Origin of the sequence: Escherichia sp. WS33 (genome assembly GCF_046486385.1) — a bacterium.
GTDB lineage: Bacteria > Pseudomonadota > Gammaproteobacteria > Enterobacterales > Enterobacteriaceae > ECMA0423.
This window is the reverse complement of sequence record NZ_JBJQLJ010000032.1, coordinates 1-14,147: the sequence shown is the minus strand read 5'-3', so window position 1 is coordinate 14,147 and position 14,147 is coordinate 1. Positions and strand designations below refer to the sequence as shown.

Annotated in this window: 22 protein-coding genes and 1 pseudogene; 14 read left to right on the top strand and 9 right to left on the bottom strand. The window is 46.3% G+C overall.

Annotated features, from left to right (window positions below):
* Positions 1-63 precede the first annotated feature (63 nt).
* The 9 genes from ACJHXA_RS20455 to ACJHXA_RS20415 all read left to right on the top strand — a co-directional run bounded on the left by ACJHXA_RS20455 (position 64) and on the right by ACJHXA_RS20415 (position 5,861).
* The gene (locus ACJHXA_RS20455) at positions 64-447 is read left to right on the top strand and encodes a hypothetical protein (RefSeq protein ID WP_033801628.1); all 384 of its coding nucleotides are present in this window, start codon (positions 64-66) and stop codon (positions 445-447) included.
* A complete protein-coding gene (locus ACJHXA_RS20450; protein ID WP_283512352.1) occupies positions 440-778 on the top strand; it encodes a hypothetical protein in 339 nt (112 codons plus the stop codon). The genes ACJHXA_RS20455 and ACJHXA_RS20450 overlap by 8 nt, the downstream gene beginning before the upstream one ends.
* 669 nt (positions 779-1,447) lie before the next feature.
* Entirely contained in the window at positions 1,448-1,663 is a 216-nt protein-coding gene (locus ACJHXA_RS20445) for a hypothetical protein (protein ID WP_033801630.1), read from the top strand.
* Positions 1,660-2,019 carry a hypothetical protein gene (locus ACJHXA_RS20440; RefSeq protein ID WP_033801631.1) on the top strand — a complete coding sequence of 120 codons (360 nt, stop codon included), beginning with the start codon at positions 1,660-1,662 and terminating at the stop codon, positions 2,017-2,019. The genes ACJHXA_RS20445 and ACJHXA_RS20440 overlap by 4 nt, the downstream gene beginning before the upstream one ends.
* A 16-nt stretch (positions 2,020-2,035) precedes the next feature.
* The gene (locus ACJHXA_RS20435) at positions 2,036-3,067 is read left to right on the top strand and encodes a major capsid protein (RefSeq protein ID WP_410225219.1); all 1,032 of its coding nucleotides are present in this window, start codon (positions 2,036-2,038) and stop codon (positions 3,065-3,067) included.
* A 121-nt stretch (positions 3,068-3,188) separates the two neighbouring features.
* A complete protein-coding gene (locus tag ACJHXA_RS20430) occupies positions 3,189-3,386 on the top strand; it encodes a hypothetical protein (protein WP_033801633.1) in 198 nt (65 codons plus the stop codon).
* A complete protein-coding gene (locus ACJHXA_RS20425) occupies positions 3,379-5,244 on the top strand; it encodes a cell envelope integrity protein TolA (RefSeq protein WP_283512351.1) in 1,866 nt (621 codons plus the stop codon). Before ACJHXA_RS20430 ends, ACJHXA_RS20425 begins: the two co-directional genes overlap by 8 nt.
* Positions 5,245-5,395: 151 nt before the next feature.
* Positions 5,396-5,524: a hypothetical protein gene (locus tag ACJHXA_RS20420; RefSeq protein ID WP_257394210.1), complete on the top strand. Its 129-nt coding sequence runs from the start codon at positions 5,396-5,398 to the stop codon at positions 5,522-5,524.
* Between the two features lie 58 nt (positions 5,525-5,582).
* Positions 5,583-5,861 carry a hypothetical protein gene (locus ACJHXA_RS20415; protein WP_033801635.1) on the top strand — a complete coding sequence of 93 codons (279 nt, stop codon included), beginning with the start codon at positions 5,583-5,585 and terminating at the stop codon, positions 5,859-5,861.
* 35 nt (positions 5,862-5,896) lie between these two features.
* On the opposite strand, the gene ACJHXA_RS20410 is transcribed toward ACJHXA_RS20415, so the two are convergent.
* The 7 genes and pseudogenes from ACJHXA_RS20410 to ACJHXA_RS20380 all read right to left on the bottom strand — a co-directional run bounded on the left by ACJHXA_RS20410 (position 5,897) and on the right by ACJHXA_RS20380 (position 10,821).
* The gene (locus tag ACJHXA_RS20410) at positions 5,897-7,111 is read right to left on the bottom strand and encodes a tyrosine-type recombinase/integrase (RefSeq protein WP_033801639.1); all 1,215 of its coding nucleotides are present in this window, start codon (positions 7,109-7,111) and stop codon (positions 5,897-5,899) included.
* 172 nt (positions 7,112-7,283) lie between these two features.
* On the bottom strand, positions 7,284-8,402 hold the full coding sequence (locus ACJHXA_RS20405; protein ID WP_001132557.1) for a tyrosine-type recombinase/integrase: 1,119 nt from the start codon (positions 8,400-8,402) through the stop codon (positions 7,284-7,286).
* Positions 8,324-8,758: a helix-turn-helix domain-containing protein gene (locus tag ACJHXA_RS20400; RefSeq protein WP_077873866.1), complete on the bottom strand. Its 435-nt coding sequence runs from the start codon at positions 8,756-8,758 to the stop codon at positions 8,324-8,326. The genes ACJHXA_RS20405 and ACJHXA_RS20400 overlap by 79 nt, the downstream gene beginning before the upstream one ends.
* The gene (locus ACJHXA_RS20395; protein ID WP_089538370.1) at positions 8,674-9,018 is read right to left on the bottom strand and encodes a DNA-binding protein; all 345 of its coding nucleotides are present in this window, start codon (positions 9,016-9,018) and stop codon (positions 8,674-8,676) included. Before ACJHXA_RS20395 ends, ACJHXA_RS20400 begins: the two co-directional genes overlap by 85 nt.
* Positions 9,015-9,893 (bottom strand): phosphoadenosine phosphosulfate reductase family protein, encoded by an 879-nt coding sequence (locus ACJHXA_RS20390; RefSeq protein ID WP_000335007.1) that lies wholly within the window; start codon positions 9,891-9,893, stop codon positions 9,015-9,017. Before ACJHXA_RS20390 ends, ACJHXA_RS20395 begins: the two co-directional genes overlap by 4 nt.
* Positions 9,884-10,420: a 5'-deoxynucleotidase gene (yfdR, locus tag ACJHXA_RS20385; protein WP_074530275.1), complete on the bottom strand. Its 537-nt coding sequence runs from the start codon at positions 10,418-10,420 to the stop codon at positions 9,884-9,886. Before yfdR ends, ACJHXA_RS20390 begins: the two co-directional genes overlap by 10 nt.
* 81 nt (positions 10,421-10,501) lie before the next feature.
* Positions 10,502-10,821, bottom strand: a pseudogene (locus ACJHXA_RS20380) (hypothetical protein).
* Positions 10,822-10,964: 143 nt separating this feature from the next.
* On the opposite strand from ACJHXA_RS20380, the gene ACJHXA_RS20375 reads away from it, so the two are divergent.
* On the top strand, positions 10,965-11,399 hold the full coding sequence (locus ACJHXA_RS20375) for a hypothetical protein (protein WP_000016389.1): 435 nt from the start codon (positions 10,965-10,967) through the stop codon (positions 11,397-11,399).
* Here the strand turns inward: ACJHXA_RS20375 and ACJHXA_RS20370 are convergent.
* Together ACJHXA_RS20370 and ACJHXA_RS20365 are read right to left on the bottom strand one after the other, a co-directional pair.
* Positions 11,371-11,577, bottom strand: coding sequence for a hypothetical protein (locus ACJHXA_RS20370; protein WP_000549623.1), 207 nt, complete (start codon positions 11,575-11,577; stop codon positions 11,371-11,373). The two genes, ACJHXA_RS20375 and ACJHXA_RS20370, sit on opposite strands and share 29 nt — an antisense overlap.
* A 339-nt stretch (positions 11,578-11,916) precedes the next feature.
* Complete coding sequence (locus tag ACJHXA_RS20365; protein WP_001020634.1) at positions 11,917-12,609, bottom strand: XRE family transcriptional regulator; 693 nt, start codon at positions 12,607-12,609, stop codon at positions 11,917-11,919.
* A gap of 97 nt (positions 12,610-12,706) precedes the next feature.
* Here ACJHXA_RS20365 and ACJHXA_RS20360 point away from each other — a divergent pair, with 97 nt between their 5' ends.
* The 4 genes from ACJHXA_RS20360 to ACJHXA_RS20345 form a co-directional block, all read left to right on the top strand.
* On the top strand, positions 12,707-12,967 hold the full coding sequence (locus tag ACJHXA_RS20360) for a helix-turn-helix domain-containing protein (RefSeq protein ID WP_001191674.1): 261 nt from the start codon (positions 12,707-12,709) through the stop codon (positions 12,965-12,967).
* Positions 12,960-13,511: a protein YmfL gene (gene ymfL, locus ACJHXA_RS20355; RefSeq protein WP_000515845.1), complete on the top strand. Its 552-nt coding sequence runs from the start codon at positions 12,960-12,962 to the stop codon at positions 13,509-13,511. Before ACJHXA_RS20360 ends, ymfL begins: the two co-directional genes overlap by 8 nt.
* A gap of 175 nt (positions 13,512-13,686) precedes the next feature.
* Complete coding sequence (locus tag ACJHXA_RS20350) at positions 13,687-13,866, top strand: DUF4222 domain-containing protein (protein ID WP_001250269.1); 180 nt, start codon at positions 13,687-13,689, stop codon at positions 13,864-13,866.
* A partial coding sequence (locus tag ACJHXA_RS20345) for a helix-turn-helix domain-containing protein (protein ID WP_073980643.1) occupies positions 13,856-14,147 on the top strand: 292 nt, incomplete at its 3' end. The genes ACJHXA_RS20350 and ACJHXA_RS20345, both read left to right, overlap by 11 nt.

Below are 14,147 nucleotides of genomic sequence, written 5' to 3'. Positions count from 1 at the left end.
TTGCATTTTACGCAGTATGGACATTAACGAGAAAACACGGAAGTTTCCCTCTACGAGGAATGAATGGGACGAAAAGAACGAAGTAACATTGTTAGAATCGAAAAAGCCACTCGCGCCAGCAAACGTAAATACACCTCTTCTCTACAAGACCTCGCACGAGAGTCTATTCCAGGAGAATGGATCACCGAAATAATAGAATACCCTGCAACGGTGCCCGTAGGGGCAGAGTTTGAACTATTGCAGGATGTTTTAGCATCTTCGGATAACGTCTTCTATAAACCACGCCGCCGCCGTGAATACCGTGTTGATTCATCGAATCTTAAGAAGTGGCAGCTATACGCAGAAAACTATGTTGACTGGGTGGGGTATTCCCAAACTAACGGCTTATCTCACCACATACAAGATTTTGATATTCTCTTTGACGACAAGGAAAACAACAATGAATAATAAAACTATGGACACCGTGAACACCCTAATTAACTATTTCCACGATATTTGGCATCTACCAGCCCTGTGGCTTGTTAATAGGGCGTGGTGTGAGAGAACGCCCTCCGCGCTCCTGGAAGCGCTGCAATTCACTGAACAGGCAATCACCGCCCTTGAACACTGGAATGCTGCTGTAGAGCACCTGGTGCAGATGAACGGGGATACCGTCACCGTGGATCAGGCGTGGCGCATTGCCAATGATATGGAGGAGCTTGCCCTCGCTATGGAACACATCACCGTTGAACTCGGAGAGCTTGCCATCCAGATCGCGGAAGAATGCGCTATAACATAAAAATTACGAAATATCTTGACATATTGTGCTATTTGTGTCATAATAAGTTATAGGGTAGGTATTAGAATCACTCCACCCTCGTATAACAATACGCACTCCCTGAGAATACCGTTTCCCATAGGCGGCGCTCTCTCCCATTGAATATCCTCTCTGAAAGCTGGTTGTTTTCCTTTGTTGTGTTTAGTTCCAAAGGGTGGCGCGGGCGTTCCCACTTGTGTCGGGTGGTAACGAACAATCACCGCGCACATTCTCTTTCAGAGAGCATATTCCGTGCTCTAAACCTTATAACCCCGTTAGGATTATAAGCAGTCAGACTGAATAAACGCCGTCAGTGGTAGTTACGTTCAGGCTGGCAATCTCTTATTACTATTCCAGGGTGATAAGAAATTCCATTCCCACTTCTCGCCATGACAGAAGGGCTTCTGTTTTGAAGTGGGAGCAATGACGGGCGATCCTACTTCTGTTATTCGTAACAGTTGCGCCCTTCATTTTTTCAAGAAACCATTCTTTAACATCATAATCCTCCGAAACGAAAATGATTTTAACAGAATGCTTTCTAACAAGGGCATATTCTCCAGGGGCTTAATCGCCCCTTTTTAACAATCTGCATGTAACACTTCCGTTATTAATGGAAGGATAAACGCAGTTATAACGCGAAGGAACAACACAATGTTCTTAATAAACAATCGCGACCGAATCCTAAAATACAAATCCGAAGTGATTCAAGTTAATCCTGAGTTAATAGCTAAAGTGGCTGAAATGGCAGGATGTACCGTTGAAGAAATAGAAAAAGCTGTAGACCAGTATTTCCCTTCTGAGGACACACCTCAACTTAGTATGCAGGAACGGATCGCAATCAAATCCAAGGAAATCAAACAACAATGATTGTAGACCTAACCGAACTTTTCCCAATTCGTAAGAGTTTCACTGACGTAGTGAGCTACGCCACTGATTCTTTTGCAGTCGTAGAAGGCCGTGTTTTCGACCTGCCAGCAGATATTGAATGCGGCGATGTTATCGGCGCTGATGGCGCTCTATACACCTCCGGCGATGATGCCTTTGTGGTGGTAAGTGATTTCGTGAGTGCTGGCGACGGTAAAACCGTGAATGTCCTACGTGCGCCTAATGTTGGCAGCTTCGTAGCACTGAAAGCCGACAACCTGCACGCAGCTAATCACGCCGCAGCTATCACCACGCTCGAATCCAAAGGGTTCGTATGCCGTCCATTCTTCACCTCTTAATCAAGGAAGATAAATAATGAGTAAAATCGCAATTGGGCGTGAGATGGTCGATTTAGCGCCAATCTTCCAGGCTCTGCCGGAACGTAACTATCTTATGAATGCTCTCGACCTCTTCGACGGGGTAGGTGTTCAGAATCCGAAAGTGGTGGTGACACAGCTTCTGGATGATAACTACAGCCTGTTTAACACCCCGCAGAGTCGTTATTCATCAAGCCACGACACTACCGCGCGTCAGAATGGTAAAGAATATTTGGTGGAGATCCCTTGGTTTGCGAGGGAAGACACCTTCAAACCAGTAGACGTACAAGGGAAAAGGGTGCAAGGCACGGACTACGAGCAAACCGTTACCGACCTGTACACCGAGTACACAGGGAAACATAAGATTGCCTATCTTCGTACCCGTGAATCCTACCTGGCCCGTGCTCTGCTCAAAGGTGAAGTTTATACGCCTGCAACTGATGACCTACTGATCTCTTATGCTGAACTGTTCGGTGTGGTGCCAATGACAGCCAGCGTGAGCACAGCGACAGCGGCACAGGATTTTGATGCCATCTTAGACAAAGTTCAGGCTGCCGCAGGTGGATTGGCTGGACAGATTGAACGAGTGATCGTATTCGCTAAACCTGCTGCATTTAGCCAGATTCGCTTCTCTGACAGTATGTCTAAGGCGTTCCAGTATGTAGCGCCATATGACGACCGTAACCTATTCTACCAGCGTCACGAGCTTCTCCCTGGTGTTAGTACGTTTAGCCTACCTGGTGCGCCTATCGACATTGTTAAAGTGACAGATCCGCTGATCCTTGCACAGATGCCAGATGATGCTGACATGGTGGCGGTTCCGGTATTCAGTAAAGGCACAAATGCTTATCAGAACATCTACGGCGCTGCCTCTGGCAACTTCGCGCTGATCGATGCTGCACCTGCTGAATACTACTCTTGGGGCTACCTGAGCGAGCGCGGCGATGCTTACCACGTTATGCACGAAAACAGCGCATTACCAGTGAACCATGCGTTAGGTATGCAAGTGAAGATCACCATCACTGCTTAATGAGCAAGCGGGAGCCTGACCCGCAGGCAATAATCAGGCTTTTGAATAGGGCGTGTGAACGTTGGGAACATCTCCCCAGTGTTCCCGCCCTTTTTTATTTCCAGAATAAGAGGAAAGATAAATGCAAGTGATTGTAAAAAGCGCGGGGCTTCACCTCGCCGTAAATGCTGAAACAGCAGAAGAGTTATTAAATCTGGCGGGAGTGTGTCGTGTGCTTGAAATAGATCACGGTCATCTACGTCAGTTATTACATCGTGGGCGTAGTGTATCAGATGCACTTAATTATCTGGTGAGTAAGAAAGGCGGTGGCGATGCTTGATATTTCGGTCAGTCAGATCCGCAATACGGTTACATTCGTGGTGGATAAGCAGAGCATTGCTCTGGCTAAAGCCGCAGCGGATAACCTTCAAAAGCACTTCCAGAAAATAGCCGATCCCAAGATTCGCTTCCAGGCTCAGAAGCAGCGCAGACAGAAAGCTCGTCAACAAGCCGATGATGCACGTTTTAATGATAAACCTCGTGATACGAAGGAAATGAAAGCCCAACGTGCGGCGGAGAAGCAGAAAGCCAGGGATGAAAAGGCCAATCTGAAAGCGAAGCAGCAGCTACAGAAGCACCAAGAGACAGCCGAGCTTAAACTTCGCCATGCAGGGCTACAAGTGTCAGGAATTAAAGGTAAATACGGACTTGATCCTAAATCTCAATATGAAGCGTTACGTTTCATACGTCAGCAAACAGAGGAATTTGCCAAAGGCAATCTGACCAGTGCCCGTATGAACGCATCTATTCGTGAGCGTGTAACCCTGTTACGCAGAGAAGCCGCACAGCAAGCCAAAGTGACACAGGCACAGCGTACCCAGTATGCCGCAGCAGCCACTAAGCTAAAGGCTCAGAAGGGCGGGAATGCTCCTATCGTCGGTGGTGGGGTATTAGGAAACCTTGCGTTAACGGCTGGCTCCCTCGGAGTGGGGCAGCGAATTATTGACAAAGGGAATGATAACCTCGAACTGGTGAGAATGAGTGAACGTGTGAAAACCAACCCAAACGCCATAAAAACGATGGTGGCCTGGGGACAGCAACACGGTGTTGATTCAGCTAATACCTCAAAAGCCGTCGATAACATGAAAGATGTGCGCGAACGCCTCGCCATGACTGTTAACGATGCTCAAATGAAGAATGGCGAATGGAAGGGTGGGGATGGTGGCATTACGTCGATAATGAACAAATTTGGATGGAGTAAGGATCAGATTTCCAAGTTCCAAGATTCACCACTCGATTTTGTTCAAGCTACGGTGAATGAAGGGCAACGCCGTGGTATGTCACAGGCTCAGATTGGTACGCTGATTGAGAGTTTAGGTGATGACCTGATGCACTACACCGATATGTTCATGAACAACGGTGCAGAGTATAACAAGACGCTAAGAACTCTCATTGAGTCCGGTCAGACGCTGAACGACGAAATGATCAAGCAGGTTTATGAGTATGGCGATTTGAGTGTTGCTATGGGTAATCTGATGAATGGAATAGACAATCAGTTGTTTACAGGCTGGATGAAAGGCTTTGCCGATGGGGGCGACGATCTGGTAAGGAAAACCAAAATTATCACCGAAGCGGCGGGAATGCTTGGAGAGGGCTTAGGCAATCTCTCGAAAGAAATCACTGGGTTTGTGGGTGAGATTTCCAGTGTTGTGAGTGATATCAATGCAGGGCTGAAAGAACGTTTCCCTCAATGGTTCACTGGTAGCGATAAGCCAGCGGCACAGAGTTTGTATGATGGTGCTGTTACAGGAAGTGCCAACAGTGCTGCCGATTGGGTGCAGGACAAGACAGGGTGGGACAGCCGTAGTGTAGGTCATGCCGTTAAAGGTTGGTTAGGGATAGATGATCAGCCTACAGGGACAGCGGTAGAACAATACGGCCTGAATGGTGATTCTCTGAAAGGGGGAGCGCTTCGTGATTCTGCTATATCATCCCTAACCAGCACCAATAGTGCGCCAGCGTACAATCTTGCACCTGTATTCAATCTCAATCTTGAAGCGTCTGTTCCGCTAACTATCGCCAGCGATAGCTCAAGGCTGAGCGATTACATTGATTTCCAGGCGAGAGCCTCACAAGCCAGTTTTACACAGTCGCTCACCTTGTCAGCCTTGAGCGGTCAGAGCAGCACAGGGGGGTGATTGTGATGTAAATCGCATGGAGATACCACATATTGCGCTTGTTTTGTAAATGATGTGTATATGTGGTGTTTTTTCTTTGACGCCGCTTCGTTTGTCCCTTATTCTTAAAAGGGTAAGCAGTTCACTCTTTATCTCCAAGATGAGGTGTTTTATGGCTAAGAAAACAGTAGTTCGTTCTGCGATAACTGGTCAGTTTGTTAAGCCCATTGAAGCTAAAAGACATCCTGACACTACGGTAACTGAAACTATCAAAATCCCTACCAAGAAAGCTAAGAAATAAAAACATCTCAAAGCGCCTATAGCGGCGCTTATTCTTTTGAATCTCTGGAGAGAATAAAATGGCTAACAATCTTTTTGTAACCTATGACTTGATCAAAACTAAAAACTATCCAGCAGTTTACGAAGCTATTAAATCATTGGGCGTAGCAGTCAAAGTTACAGAATCAAATTGGTATGTTAATTCACATTACAATTCTGAACAGGCAGCGCAAATAGTTCATAAAGCGATGGATAGTGATGATAAATTGATAGTTGTAGATGCAACAAATAATTATGCATATTGGTATAATATTTCATCTGAAACATCGCAATATATGCAAAGTGTATGGTATAAATAAAATAGAGGGGGATTTCCCCTCACATTTAAGGTATTTTAATATTTGATTAATTCGATATATTCTTTTAGTTCCTTCACTATTCGCTCAGGAACGGATTTCGAATACGTCTTGAAAGATTCAGTTTCTCCAAATGAGTGGCCCGCGAGCAAGGCAATACGAGATTCATCCACTCCGGCGGCGTTTAGCTTACTGATCACGGCATGGCGGTACGAGTGAAACACCTTGTTTTCTTGCCCTGGGAGAATATCGCGTTTAAGCCGTCCAAAGCGGTTTACGTGCCATGAGGAGCGCTTGCCGTCCTCTCTCTTGGTCACACTTGCACGGTAAAATAAAAAGCCGTTGTGCGGCTTCTGGCAGCGTTCCAGGACCATTGTTTTAATCGCACTATGGCATGGGATTAGCCTGGAAGCGTTAGCTGTCTTTCCTTCCAATACATCGAAACATAACACCCCCTCAACTTCACGGATATTGTCAGATTTCAAACTGGCTATTTCATTGATGCGCATTCCGCTATAAGCGGCTATGGCGCTTAAATCCCTTAATTCGTCCTCTCCTAACTTGTTAAACGTGCTAATGAGCTTCGTAATTTCTTCGTCCGTGAATGCCTCGTAACTCTGGCGGCTCTGCGCTGTGTTGAGTTTATGCCCTCTGAATACGTTACTTTCCAGCTGTGGGGCGTCCTGGTATCGGGAAGAGGCAAGATCGAGAATGTTTGCCATTGCAGAAAGATAGTTAGCCACTGTTTGGACTGCCTTTGTTTCTCGGAGATGATCAAGCCAGCCTGTAACGGTGGTACGGTTGATATCGTTTAGTTCCACATCCTTCTTTCGCAGGTAATTCAGAAACAGTTCTACGGCTTTCCTGGTCTTGCTTAATGTTCCAATTTTCAGGCGATCAGCGTTATGCGTGAGGTAAATCTCCAACATCTTATTCAGAGAGGGGCATTGGGAGATAATTGGCGCTGATGCTTTCGGGGCAGCTTTTGCGTACTTAGCAACGCTCTTTAGATAGCTGATTGTGTCCTGCAAGCTGTCCGGTTTTGGTGGCTCTGCAATTTGCCTGATGTGGTGAAACTCGTCTGCTATAACATCACGCTTCCTACGTGCCACACGAAGATCGGAAGTGTTCAGACTACGGACGAGAGTTTTTCTTCCACCAAATGCATTACGAAGCCATATAGGAATTGAGATCCTGACGTAATAAACTCCGTAACTATCAGAGATGATGTATTGATCCGGCTTGTATTTCATTTTCCACCCCGTTAAAGTTTAGGGGCGTTTATCATGTGCATGATGAATGCCAGATTATCAGTGTGCGTAAAAATCGTTAAATCAGGTAGTTGCGAAGGTCGTAGAAGAAGACCCGAACACAAGATTTATCGCGTGTTACACTCCTATTATCGGCACCATTAAAATCAATAAGTTACACATCATTAGTACCTTCCTTATTTTTTGACTGGGACAAATTTGGGACCGATGGGTTCAGAATCGAGTCTATTTGCCGTGCGTGTTCGGTAAGGTGATTAGGCGCGAGGTGAGCATATCGACGAACCATTTCGATAGACTCCCAGCCTCCCATTTCCTGTAACACTGACAACGGGACTCCGGCTTGAACCAGCCAACTTGCCCAGGTGTGTCTCAAGTCGTGAAATCTGAAATCATCAATACCAGCCCGTCTCAGCGCCGCTTTCCAGGCTGTGTTTGCGTCATACCGCATTTTCCTTACTGTTGGCGCTTTCGTTCCGTCTGGTTTGGTACAGCTTTCCTTGTACACAAATACCCAACGGTGATGATTCCCGATTTGTTTTTTCAATACGCGACATGCAGTATCATTCAGCGCAACGCCAATTGCGCGGTTTGATTTACTCTCTTCCGGGTTTATCCATGCCACCCGGCGCTGCATATCTATTTGTTGCCATTCAAGGTTGATGATGTTCGAGCGTCTTAAGCCTGTTGCCAGTGCAAATTCAACAACAGACTTTAATGGCTCCGGACATTCATCAATCAGCCTTTGTGCTTCATGGGGCTCCAGCCAGCGGATCCGTTTATTCTTTGGTTGAGGCACTTTAATAATTGGTGCCTTATCCAGCATTTTCCATTCACGCTCTGCGGCTCTTAGTAGGGCCTTTATAAATGAAAGATGCGTAGCCTTCGTTGCAACGGACGCTGGTTTTGGCGTGTATTCTGGAACAGGTTTCCCTTTTTTTCTGCATGCTTCTGCCCTGAGTTTCCAGTTTTCCTCATGACGCCGGTTCGTCATTTTCTGCATTGCTGAATAAATTTTTGATTCAGTAATGTCTCTTAGTTGCATTCCTGCGAAATGTTGAAGCCAGAATCCGATCCGGCTTTTGTCATCGTCCAGTGATTTTTTATGTGCTTTCTCTTCAAGCCACCTGACACACGCTTCCTCGAACGTTATATCAGGTATTTCACCAAGTTTGCTGACCCGCCATGCTTCAGCCTTTAGCTTGTCATGGAGTTCTGTCGCCTGCCTTTTGTCCTTTGTTCCAAGAGACTGTTTAAATCTTTTACCGTTCGGCAATGTGAAACTGGCGTACCATATTTCACCTCTGCGGAAGAGTGACATTTTCTTTCCTCTGTTATGCCATCACCCGCGCTCACCTGGACAGTATGCAGCGGAGACTGAAGAGCCGCAATGCAGGCTTGTCGTGTTGTGAGGTAAGGAGATTTATTCTTAGTGGGATCTTTGCGTGTTGCCTGAAGACGCCCTGTGCGTATCCAGTTAATAGCAGTCGGTCTGGATATCTTGAGAAAATGACAGGCCTCATCGAGTGTGAGGCTGTATGGCTCCATTATTTCACCTCTTGCTGTGACATTGTTGAAAAATGGATACCAGCTCGTTGCTGCCAGACGATCCAACCGAGAGTCATATCCCATGCCATGTATTCGTTATCGCCGTTTTTTGCTCTCCGACGATCGACTGTTTTACCGAAACGCTTTTCCATAAATAATTCATAGGCTACGCGTTCATCTGGCTCAACTTCCAGAGATGCCAGTGCAATCCGTGCCAGTTCTAAATCATTTTCAAGCTCAGCGCGAATCTCAGCGAATGCACTCTGTGTTAAGGCGAACTCAATGCTCTGCACTTTATTCCGTGCGCGCTCAAGCAGTGCATGGTAGTTAATTTCGGTTGTCATACCCCTACCTCTTCGAATTCCAATTCCAATTGATCACCCCAGATTTCACATGACTCTGAACACGAACCGGTATCGAATCGCCTGGCCTGTACCATCGCCTGATACAAATTTCTGTAGTCGCTGTTGGCAGACATTCTGGCAATTCCGTCAAGCGTCAGGTGACCACGGTACATAATGTCTTTACCTGTTCTGCGATGACCATCCCTGACGTGTTTGCCTGTAACCAGCTCATTAAAAACTCGCATCAGACCTGGTTCGTCTTTACATGCAAGCCCCAGCTTTTGCGTTGACTTTTTGATGCAGAAAACACAGTTCCCGAGATGCTCCGGGATTTGCAAATCAAAAGGTTGTTTTCGCCACCACCGGATAACATCCGACTTATCAAAATCTGACAGCTCGGCAAGATACCGGACGCCCGATTTCGGTTTCAGCCTACGGGGTTCGTCTGCACGAATACCCAGCCATGTGATGTAATTACCTCGCCCGAAATGGTTATCGCAGTATTTCGTGAAAGGGATGAGTTTTAGCCTGTCAGTACAGAACGCGCCGCCGATGTATGGCGTGCCGTACTTTTTAACCATGTCCATAAACGGTTTAAGCACCGGCATTCGTGTCTGAATATCCTTTGGCTCCCATTCTGTATAACCATTTGGCTGCCCAAGCTCAGGATTTATATCGACCTGTAACACAGTTAGTGGTATGTCCCAGAACTTTACAACCTCCCGGATAAAGCGGTATGTCAGCGGATGTTCGCAACCGGTATCCATAAAGATGTAGCAGACGTTATTGCCAGCCTTTCTTTGTTCTTCCATCAGGTGAACAAGATATGCGGATGTTCTCCCGCCAGAAAAACTAACTACATGAGTTATGCACATTTGCGTAATTCCGATAACTCGTTGAAGCGTTCCATAAACATCCCGTAGGCATGGCCCGGTGCCAGTGGAATAACTTTGAACATCTCTGTTGCCGGGATACCTTCCAGTACAGGCCATAAAGAGCCATCATCAAGCCCGAGATCACGGCGTTCGGTTGCCAGCATAATGAGATCGGCATATTTCACTGGCGTGCTCATAACAGGAGGTAACCCGTATTTCTCACGGATTACTGCATCTATTTTTTCTTCCATCCGTTTATAGTCAGGAAGAAGGCGTTTCAGTGGTGCGGGAATGTCCTGGCAATACGCTTCTGTTGCATCATGCATTAACGCTTCAAAAGCAAATTCCTGCGGCACCAGCTGGCTGCAAAGAACCGCATGTTGGGCGACGCTGTAGAAGTGCGAAAGATGACCGGCAAAGCGACAGATATTTGAAAGGGAAACCGCGATATCGTTAATATCGATGTCGTCTTTATTTATCTTGTCATAATAAAAATGCTTCCCGGAAAAAGTTTTAATAAATGACATTTTGTTCTCCACGTATATGCGCTGCACCGCGCTGAATTCGGGTAAAAGGAAGCCCTCACCGTCCGGCGATTATTGAGTCAATTACATTTCCATAAATGCCCCCGTAGGGGCGGTTAGTTTCTCCACAAAACAGAGAAGAACACCTGCGGTGGCAGCCGCCCGGATGGATTGGGTTATGAGCCCGTCGTCCGGTGATGCTCTTCTCTGTTTTGTAAAAAGGACGGTACCAGCCGGAAGCAAGGGTACAAGCTGGTACCGCCAAGACTACACACAGCATAAAGTTGTGGTGCCGGGTGCCTCCCGGTGCCTGGCGAAGGTTGCACACCAGGCGGGTGGATATCCACAGAAGGTCGACTGTCAGCCTCAACCTTAACCCGCGTGCGCTGAGCCGCATTCACCACAACGCTAAGGATTCTCTCTGGTTGAAAATACTTAGCTGTTATGTGCCTGCTTTTAGCCACATCAGGCGAGGTGGACCTAGTTATTCCCCAACAACAAGGATTCGGTTAATCTGGTTATCCCCAACAACGTAAAAGGAAAAGAAATGTCCGGTAATATCTATACGCTGTACAAATCCCACTGTGAAAATGTTGGAAAGTATCGGGGCATTGAAATCAGTGGGGTAGTGTCATCAGTCGAAATAAGCAAAGTTGAATCAAGGGCAACATTACTTACTCTTTTGGACCTTGTTTTACATGAGCACCGGAAGAAATTCGGCACTCCCTATAATCAGTTGAATGGGAAAAAGGCTCTGGTTCACCTTATTCTGATGAAGCATCACTGGATGCCAAAACAGATTAATGAGATGAAATTTGATGAACTTCTTCTTTCAATTCAGGATGAACTCACACTTGATAAAATAAGCGTAACCGCCCAGAAATTTTTAGATTATCGAGACTGGAGATCACAAATTCATCACTTTGATGATTTTGACGAAAATGAATGGGATCCTAATTTGTCTGCACAATATCTAAAGTAACATCCTGTGATAAAACCGTGATTTCCTGATCCAGTTTTTTTAAGGAGTCTATTGTTTCCTGTCGATAAGACAGCACTTCACGAAGCTGGTTTATAGCTGCCAGCTTCTTTGTCATCCACTCATAAATTTCCTCATCTGTGTAGCCAGGCGCGACGATTTTGGGTTCTGTTTTGTGCATTTCACATCTCCTCAAGTTATCAGTTACTTGTTGATGGGGACCAGATTGTTAAAGAGCTAAGCGTCCTGTAGGGCGCTTTTTTGTTGCTAACGAATCATCCTGGACTTCATATGCCCCAGGCGGCTACTTCGTGGGCGTCCTGCCTGTTCGTTTTTGACATTTACTGACTGCTTACGACACATGCACCGTGTTGCAACCAGATTTTGTTGTAATCCTGTAGTTGGTCTGGAATAAAAGATAAAATTAAATTGCGAGATATGCAAGTGATATTTGCGAGATATGCAAATTTATAGGTAATAAAAAGCCACCTTTCGGTGGCCGATGGATGGGATATTGAGGTTAATTATGTCTCTTAAGGGTTTGCGACTGACTGATTAAGACCTTTCCAAAGACCATGAATCGGTGTTCGTTTTCGCTAGTAATTCCCCATTCACGGTAAATCTGGTTATCAGAAATCACCAGCAGTTTGTCAGGAATCATTTGAAGTCTTTTAACGTATATTTTGTCATCAAAACCAAAGACATATATACCATCACCATCAAACTGATTGATGCTGACATCAACGAAGATGAGATCTCCTGGCTCAATGGTTGGACACATACTGTCCCCACGAACGTTGATAACTTTGATGTGATTGGCTGGTCGTCCGCCGAACATTGATACAGCATTATCAGTTCTGTATTCGATGGCATGAATCACATCAATGACATCACCGCCCTGGATAAGGCCATTTCCCGCACTGGCACTGATATCCAGCATTTCAATACGGAACACATCCTTCACCTGCGCAACATCCTCATTATTACTGTTTTTATATACAGTATTACTTTTGTGGGCAGAGGTAAAGAGATCAGCAATATCAACACCTAAGCTCTTGGCAATATTACTCAGTGTTTGTTCGGTAAATTGTTTTTGCTTACCCGTTTCTAAGCGCGAGATGTTCGCCGCATCTACTCCTATCGCTTCAGCGAGATCGGCGATTTTCATGTTCTTCGCTTGGCGAAGTTGTCTGACTCGGTTTCCTATGTTCATGCGTTTATTACATTTCTTTATTGCGTGATAAGCAAATCAACTTGCGCAAAATAATTGCGTGAAATAACATGCATAACGCGCAATATTTGGAGGGCGTATGCAATCACCATTACGAAATGTGCGTAAGGCGCATGGTTTCACTTTGCAGCATGTTGCTGCGGGTGTTCAAGTCAATCCAGCGACGTTGAGTCGTATTGAGAGGCTGGAGCAGATTCCATCTATCGAGCTTGCAGAACGTTTAGCCAATTTTTTTAAGGGTGAAGTCAGCGAAATGCAGATTCTTTATCCGGCACGTTTTCAATCTAGCCAAAACCAGAATGGGTTTAAACCACAGGAACAGGAGGTGAACCGTGGGTAAGCATCACTGGAAAGTAGAAAAACAGCCTGAGTGGTACGTGAAAGCTGTCAGAAAAACTATCGCAGCGTTGCCGGGGGGGTACGCTGAAGCTGCTGACTGGCTGGATGTAACAGAGAACGCATTATTTAACCGCCTTCGTGCCGATGGCGATCAGATTTTCCCGCTGGGATGGGCAATGATTTTGCAACGTGCTGGTGGAACTCACTTCATTGCTGACGCTGTGGCGCAGTCTGCAAATGGCGTCTTTGTGTCTCTTCCTGATGTCGAGGATGTGGACAACGCCGATATCAACCAACGCCTGCTGGAGGTCATTGAACAGATCGGCAGTTATTCAAAACAGATTCGTTCAGCAATTGAAGACGGTGTAGTGGAACCGCATGAGAAGACAGCAATTAACGACGAGCTGTACCTCTCAATTTCGAAGCTGCAGGAGCATGCAGCACTGGTCTACAAAATTTTTTGCATTTCAGAAAGTAATGACGCCCGCGAGTGTGCAGCTCCGGGCGCCGTGGCGTGTCGTGACTGTGGAGAAACTAACGCATGAACAGTTTAACAACACACTACCGTCGCTCGCAACTGATTGCACTTCCTGTACCGGGTGGAAAAGCGAAGGTGGAGTATTGCTATGCAGTGAATGTACCAGGTGACAGGGAAATTGTAACCCACAGCTTTGCAGAGTGGGCTGTGGGTGATTTCAACAGGCAAAAGGAGACAGTCCTTTGCGACAAGTTAACCGCTGGTTCAAAGATCACTACGGAGTGCCCGTCAGAGTCATTCGTTGGGAACCGGAAACACAACGGGTTATCTACCTCCGCGAAGGCTATGAGCATGAGTGCTTCAGCCCGCTCGAACAGTTTCGTCGTAAATTCAGGGAAATAGAGGTCGGTCATGAGCACTAAATTAACCGGCTATGTATGGGATGGTTGCGCTGCGTCAGGCATGAAGTTATCCAGCGTGGCAATTATGGCCCGCCTGGCTGATTTCAGTAATGACGAAGGTGTGTGCTGGCCATCAATTGAAACCATTGCCCGCCAGATTGGCGCGGGGATGAGCACCGTCAGAACGGCTATCGCACGGCTGGAAGCAGAAGGCTGGTTAACGCGTAAGGCGCGTCGCCAGGGTAACCGCAATGCGTCGAATGTTTATCAGCTTAACGTTGCGAAGCTTCAGGCAGCGGCAT

Coding starts and splice junctions, on each gene's coding strand:
- ACJHXA_RS20425 (WP_283512351.1), top strand. CDS start 3,379: ATGCTTGATATTTCGGTCAGTCAGATCCGCAATACGGTTACATTCGTG.
- ACJHXA_RS20435 (WP_410225219.1), top strand. CDS start 2,036: ATGAGTAAAATCGCAATTGGGCGTGAGATGGTCGATTTAGCGCCAATC.
- ACJHXA_RS20420 (WP_257394210.1), top strand. CDS start 5,396: ATGGCTAAGAAAACAGTAGTTCGTTCTGCGATAACTGGTCAGTTTGTT.
- ACJHXA_RS20440 (WP_033801631.1), top strand. CDS start 1,660: ATGATTGTAGACCTAACCGAACTTTTCCCAATTCGTAAGAGTTTCACT.
- ACJHXA_RS20395 (WP_089538370.1), bottom strand. CDS start 9,018: ATGACAACCGAAATTAACTACCATGCACTGCTTGAGCGCGCACGGAAT.
- ACJHXA_RS20370 (WP_000549623.1), bottom strand. CDS start 11,577: ATGCACAAAACAGAACCCAAAATCGTCGCGCCTGGCTACACAGATGAG.
- ACJHXA_RS20400 (WP_077873866.1), bottom strand. CDS start 8,758: ATGGGATATGACTCTCGGTTGGATCGTCTGGCAGCAACGAGCTGGTAT.
- ACJHXA_RS20410 (WP_033801639.1), bottom strand. CDS start 7,111: ATGAAATACAAGCCGGATCAATACATCATCTCTGATAGTTACGGAGTT.
- ACJHXA_RS20390 (WP_000335007.1), bottom strand. CDS start 9,893: ATGTGCATAACTCATGTAGTTAGTTTTTCTGGCGGGAGAACATCCGCA.
- ACJHXA_RS20375 (WP_000016389.1), top strand. CDS start 10,965: ATGTCCGGTAATATCTATACGCTGTACAAATCCCACTGTGAAAATGTT.
- ACJHXA_RS20450 (WP_283512352.1), top strand. CDS start 440: ATGAATAATAAAACTATGGACACCGTGAACACCCTAATTAACTATTTC.
- ACJHXA_RS20455 (WP_033801628.1), top strand. CDS start 64: ATGGGACGAAAAGAACGAAGTAACATTGTTAGAATCGAAAAAGCCACT.
- ACJHXA_RS20365 (WP_001020634.1), bottom strand. CDS start 12,609: ATGAACATAGGAAACCGAGTCAGACAACTTCGCCAAGCGAAGAACATG.
- ACJHXA_RS20430 (WP_033801633.1), top strand. CDS start 3,189: ATGCAAGTGATTGTAAAAAGCGCGGGGCTTCACCTCGCCGTAAATGCT.
- ACJHXA_RS20360 (WP_001191674.1), top strand. CDS start 12,707: ATGCAATCACCATTACGAAATGTGCGTAAGGCGCATGGTTTCACTTTG.
- yfdR (WP_074530275.1), bottom strand. CDS start 10,420: ATGTCATTTATTAAAACTTTTTCCGGGAAGCATTTTTATTATGACAAG.
- ACJHXA_RS20445 (WP_033801630.1), top strand. CDS start 1,448: ATGTTCTTAATAAACAATCGCGACCGAATCCTAAAATACAAATCCGAA.
- ACJHXA_RS20415 (WP_033801635.1), top strand. CDS start 5,583: ATGGCTAACAATCTTTTTGTAACCTATGACTTGATCAAAACTAAAAAC.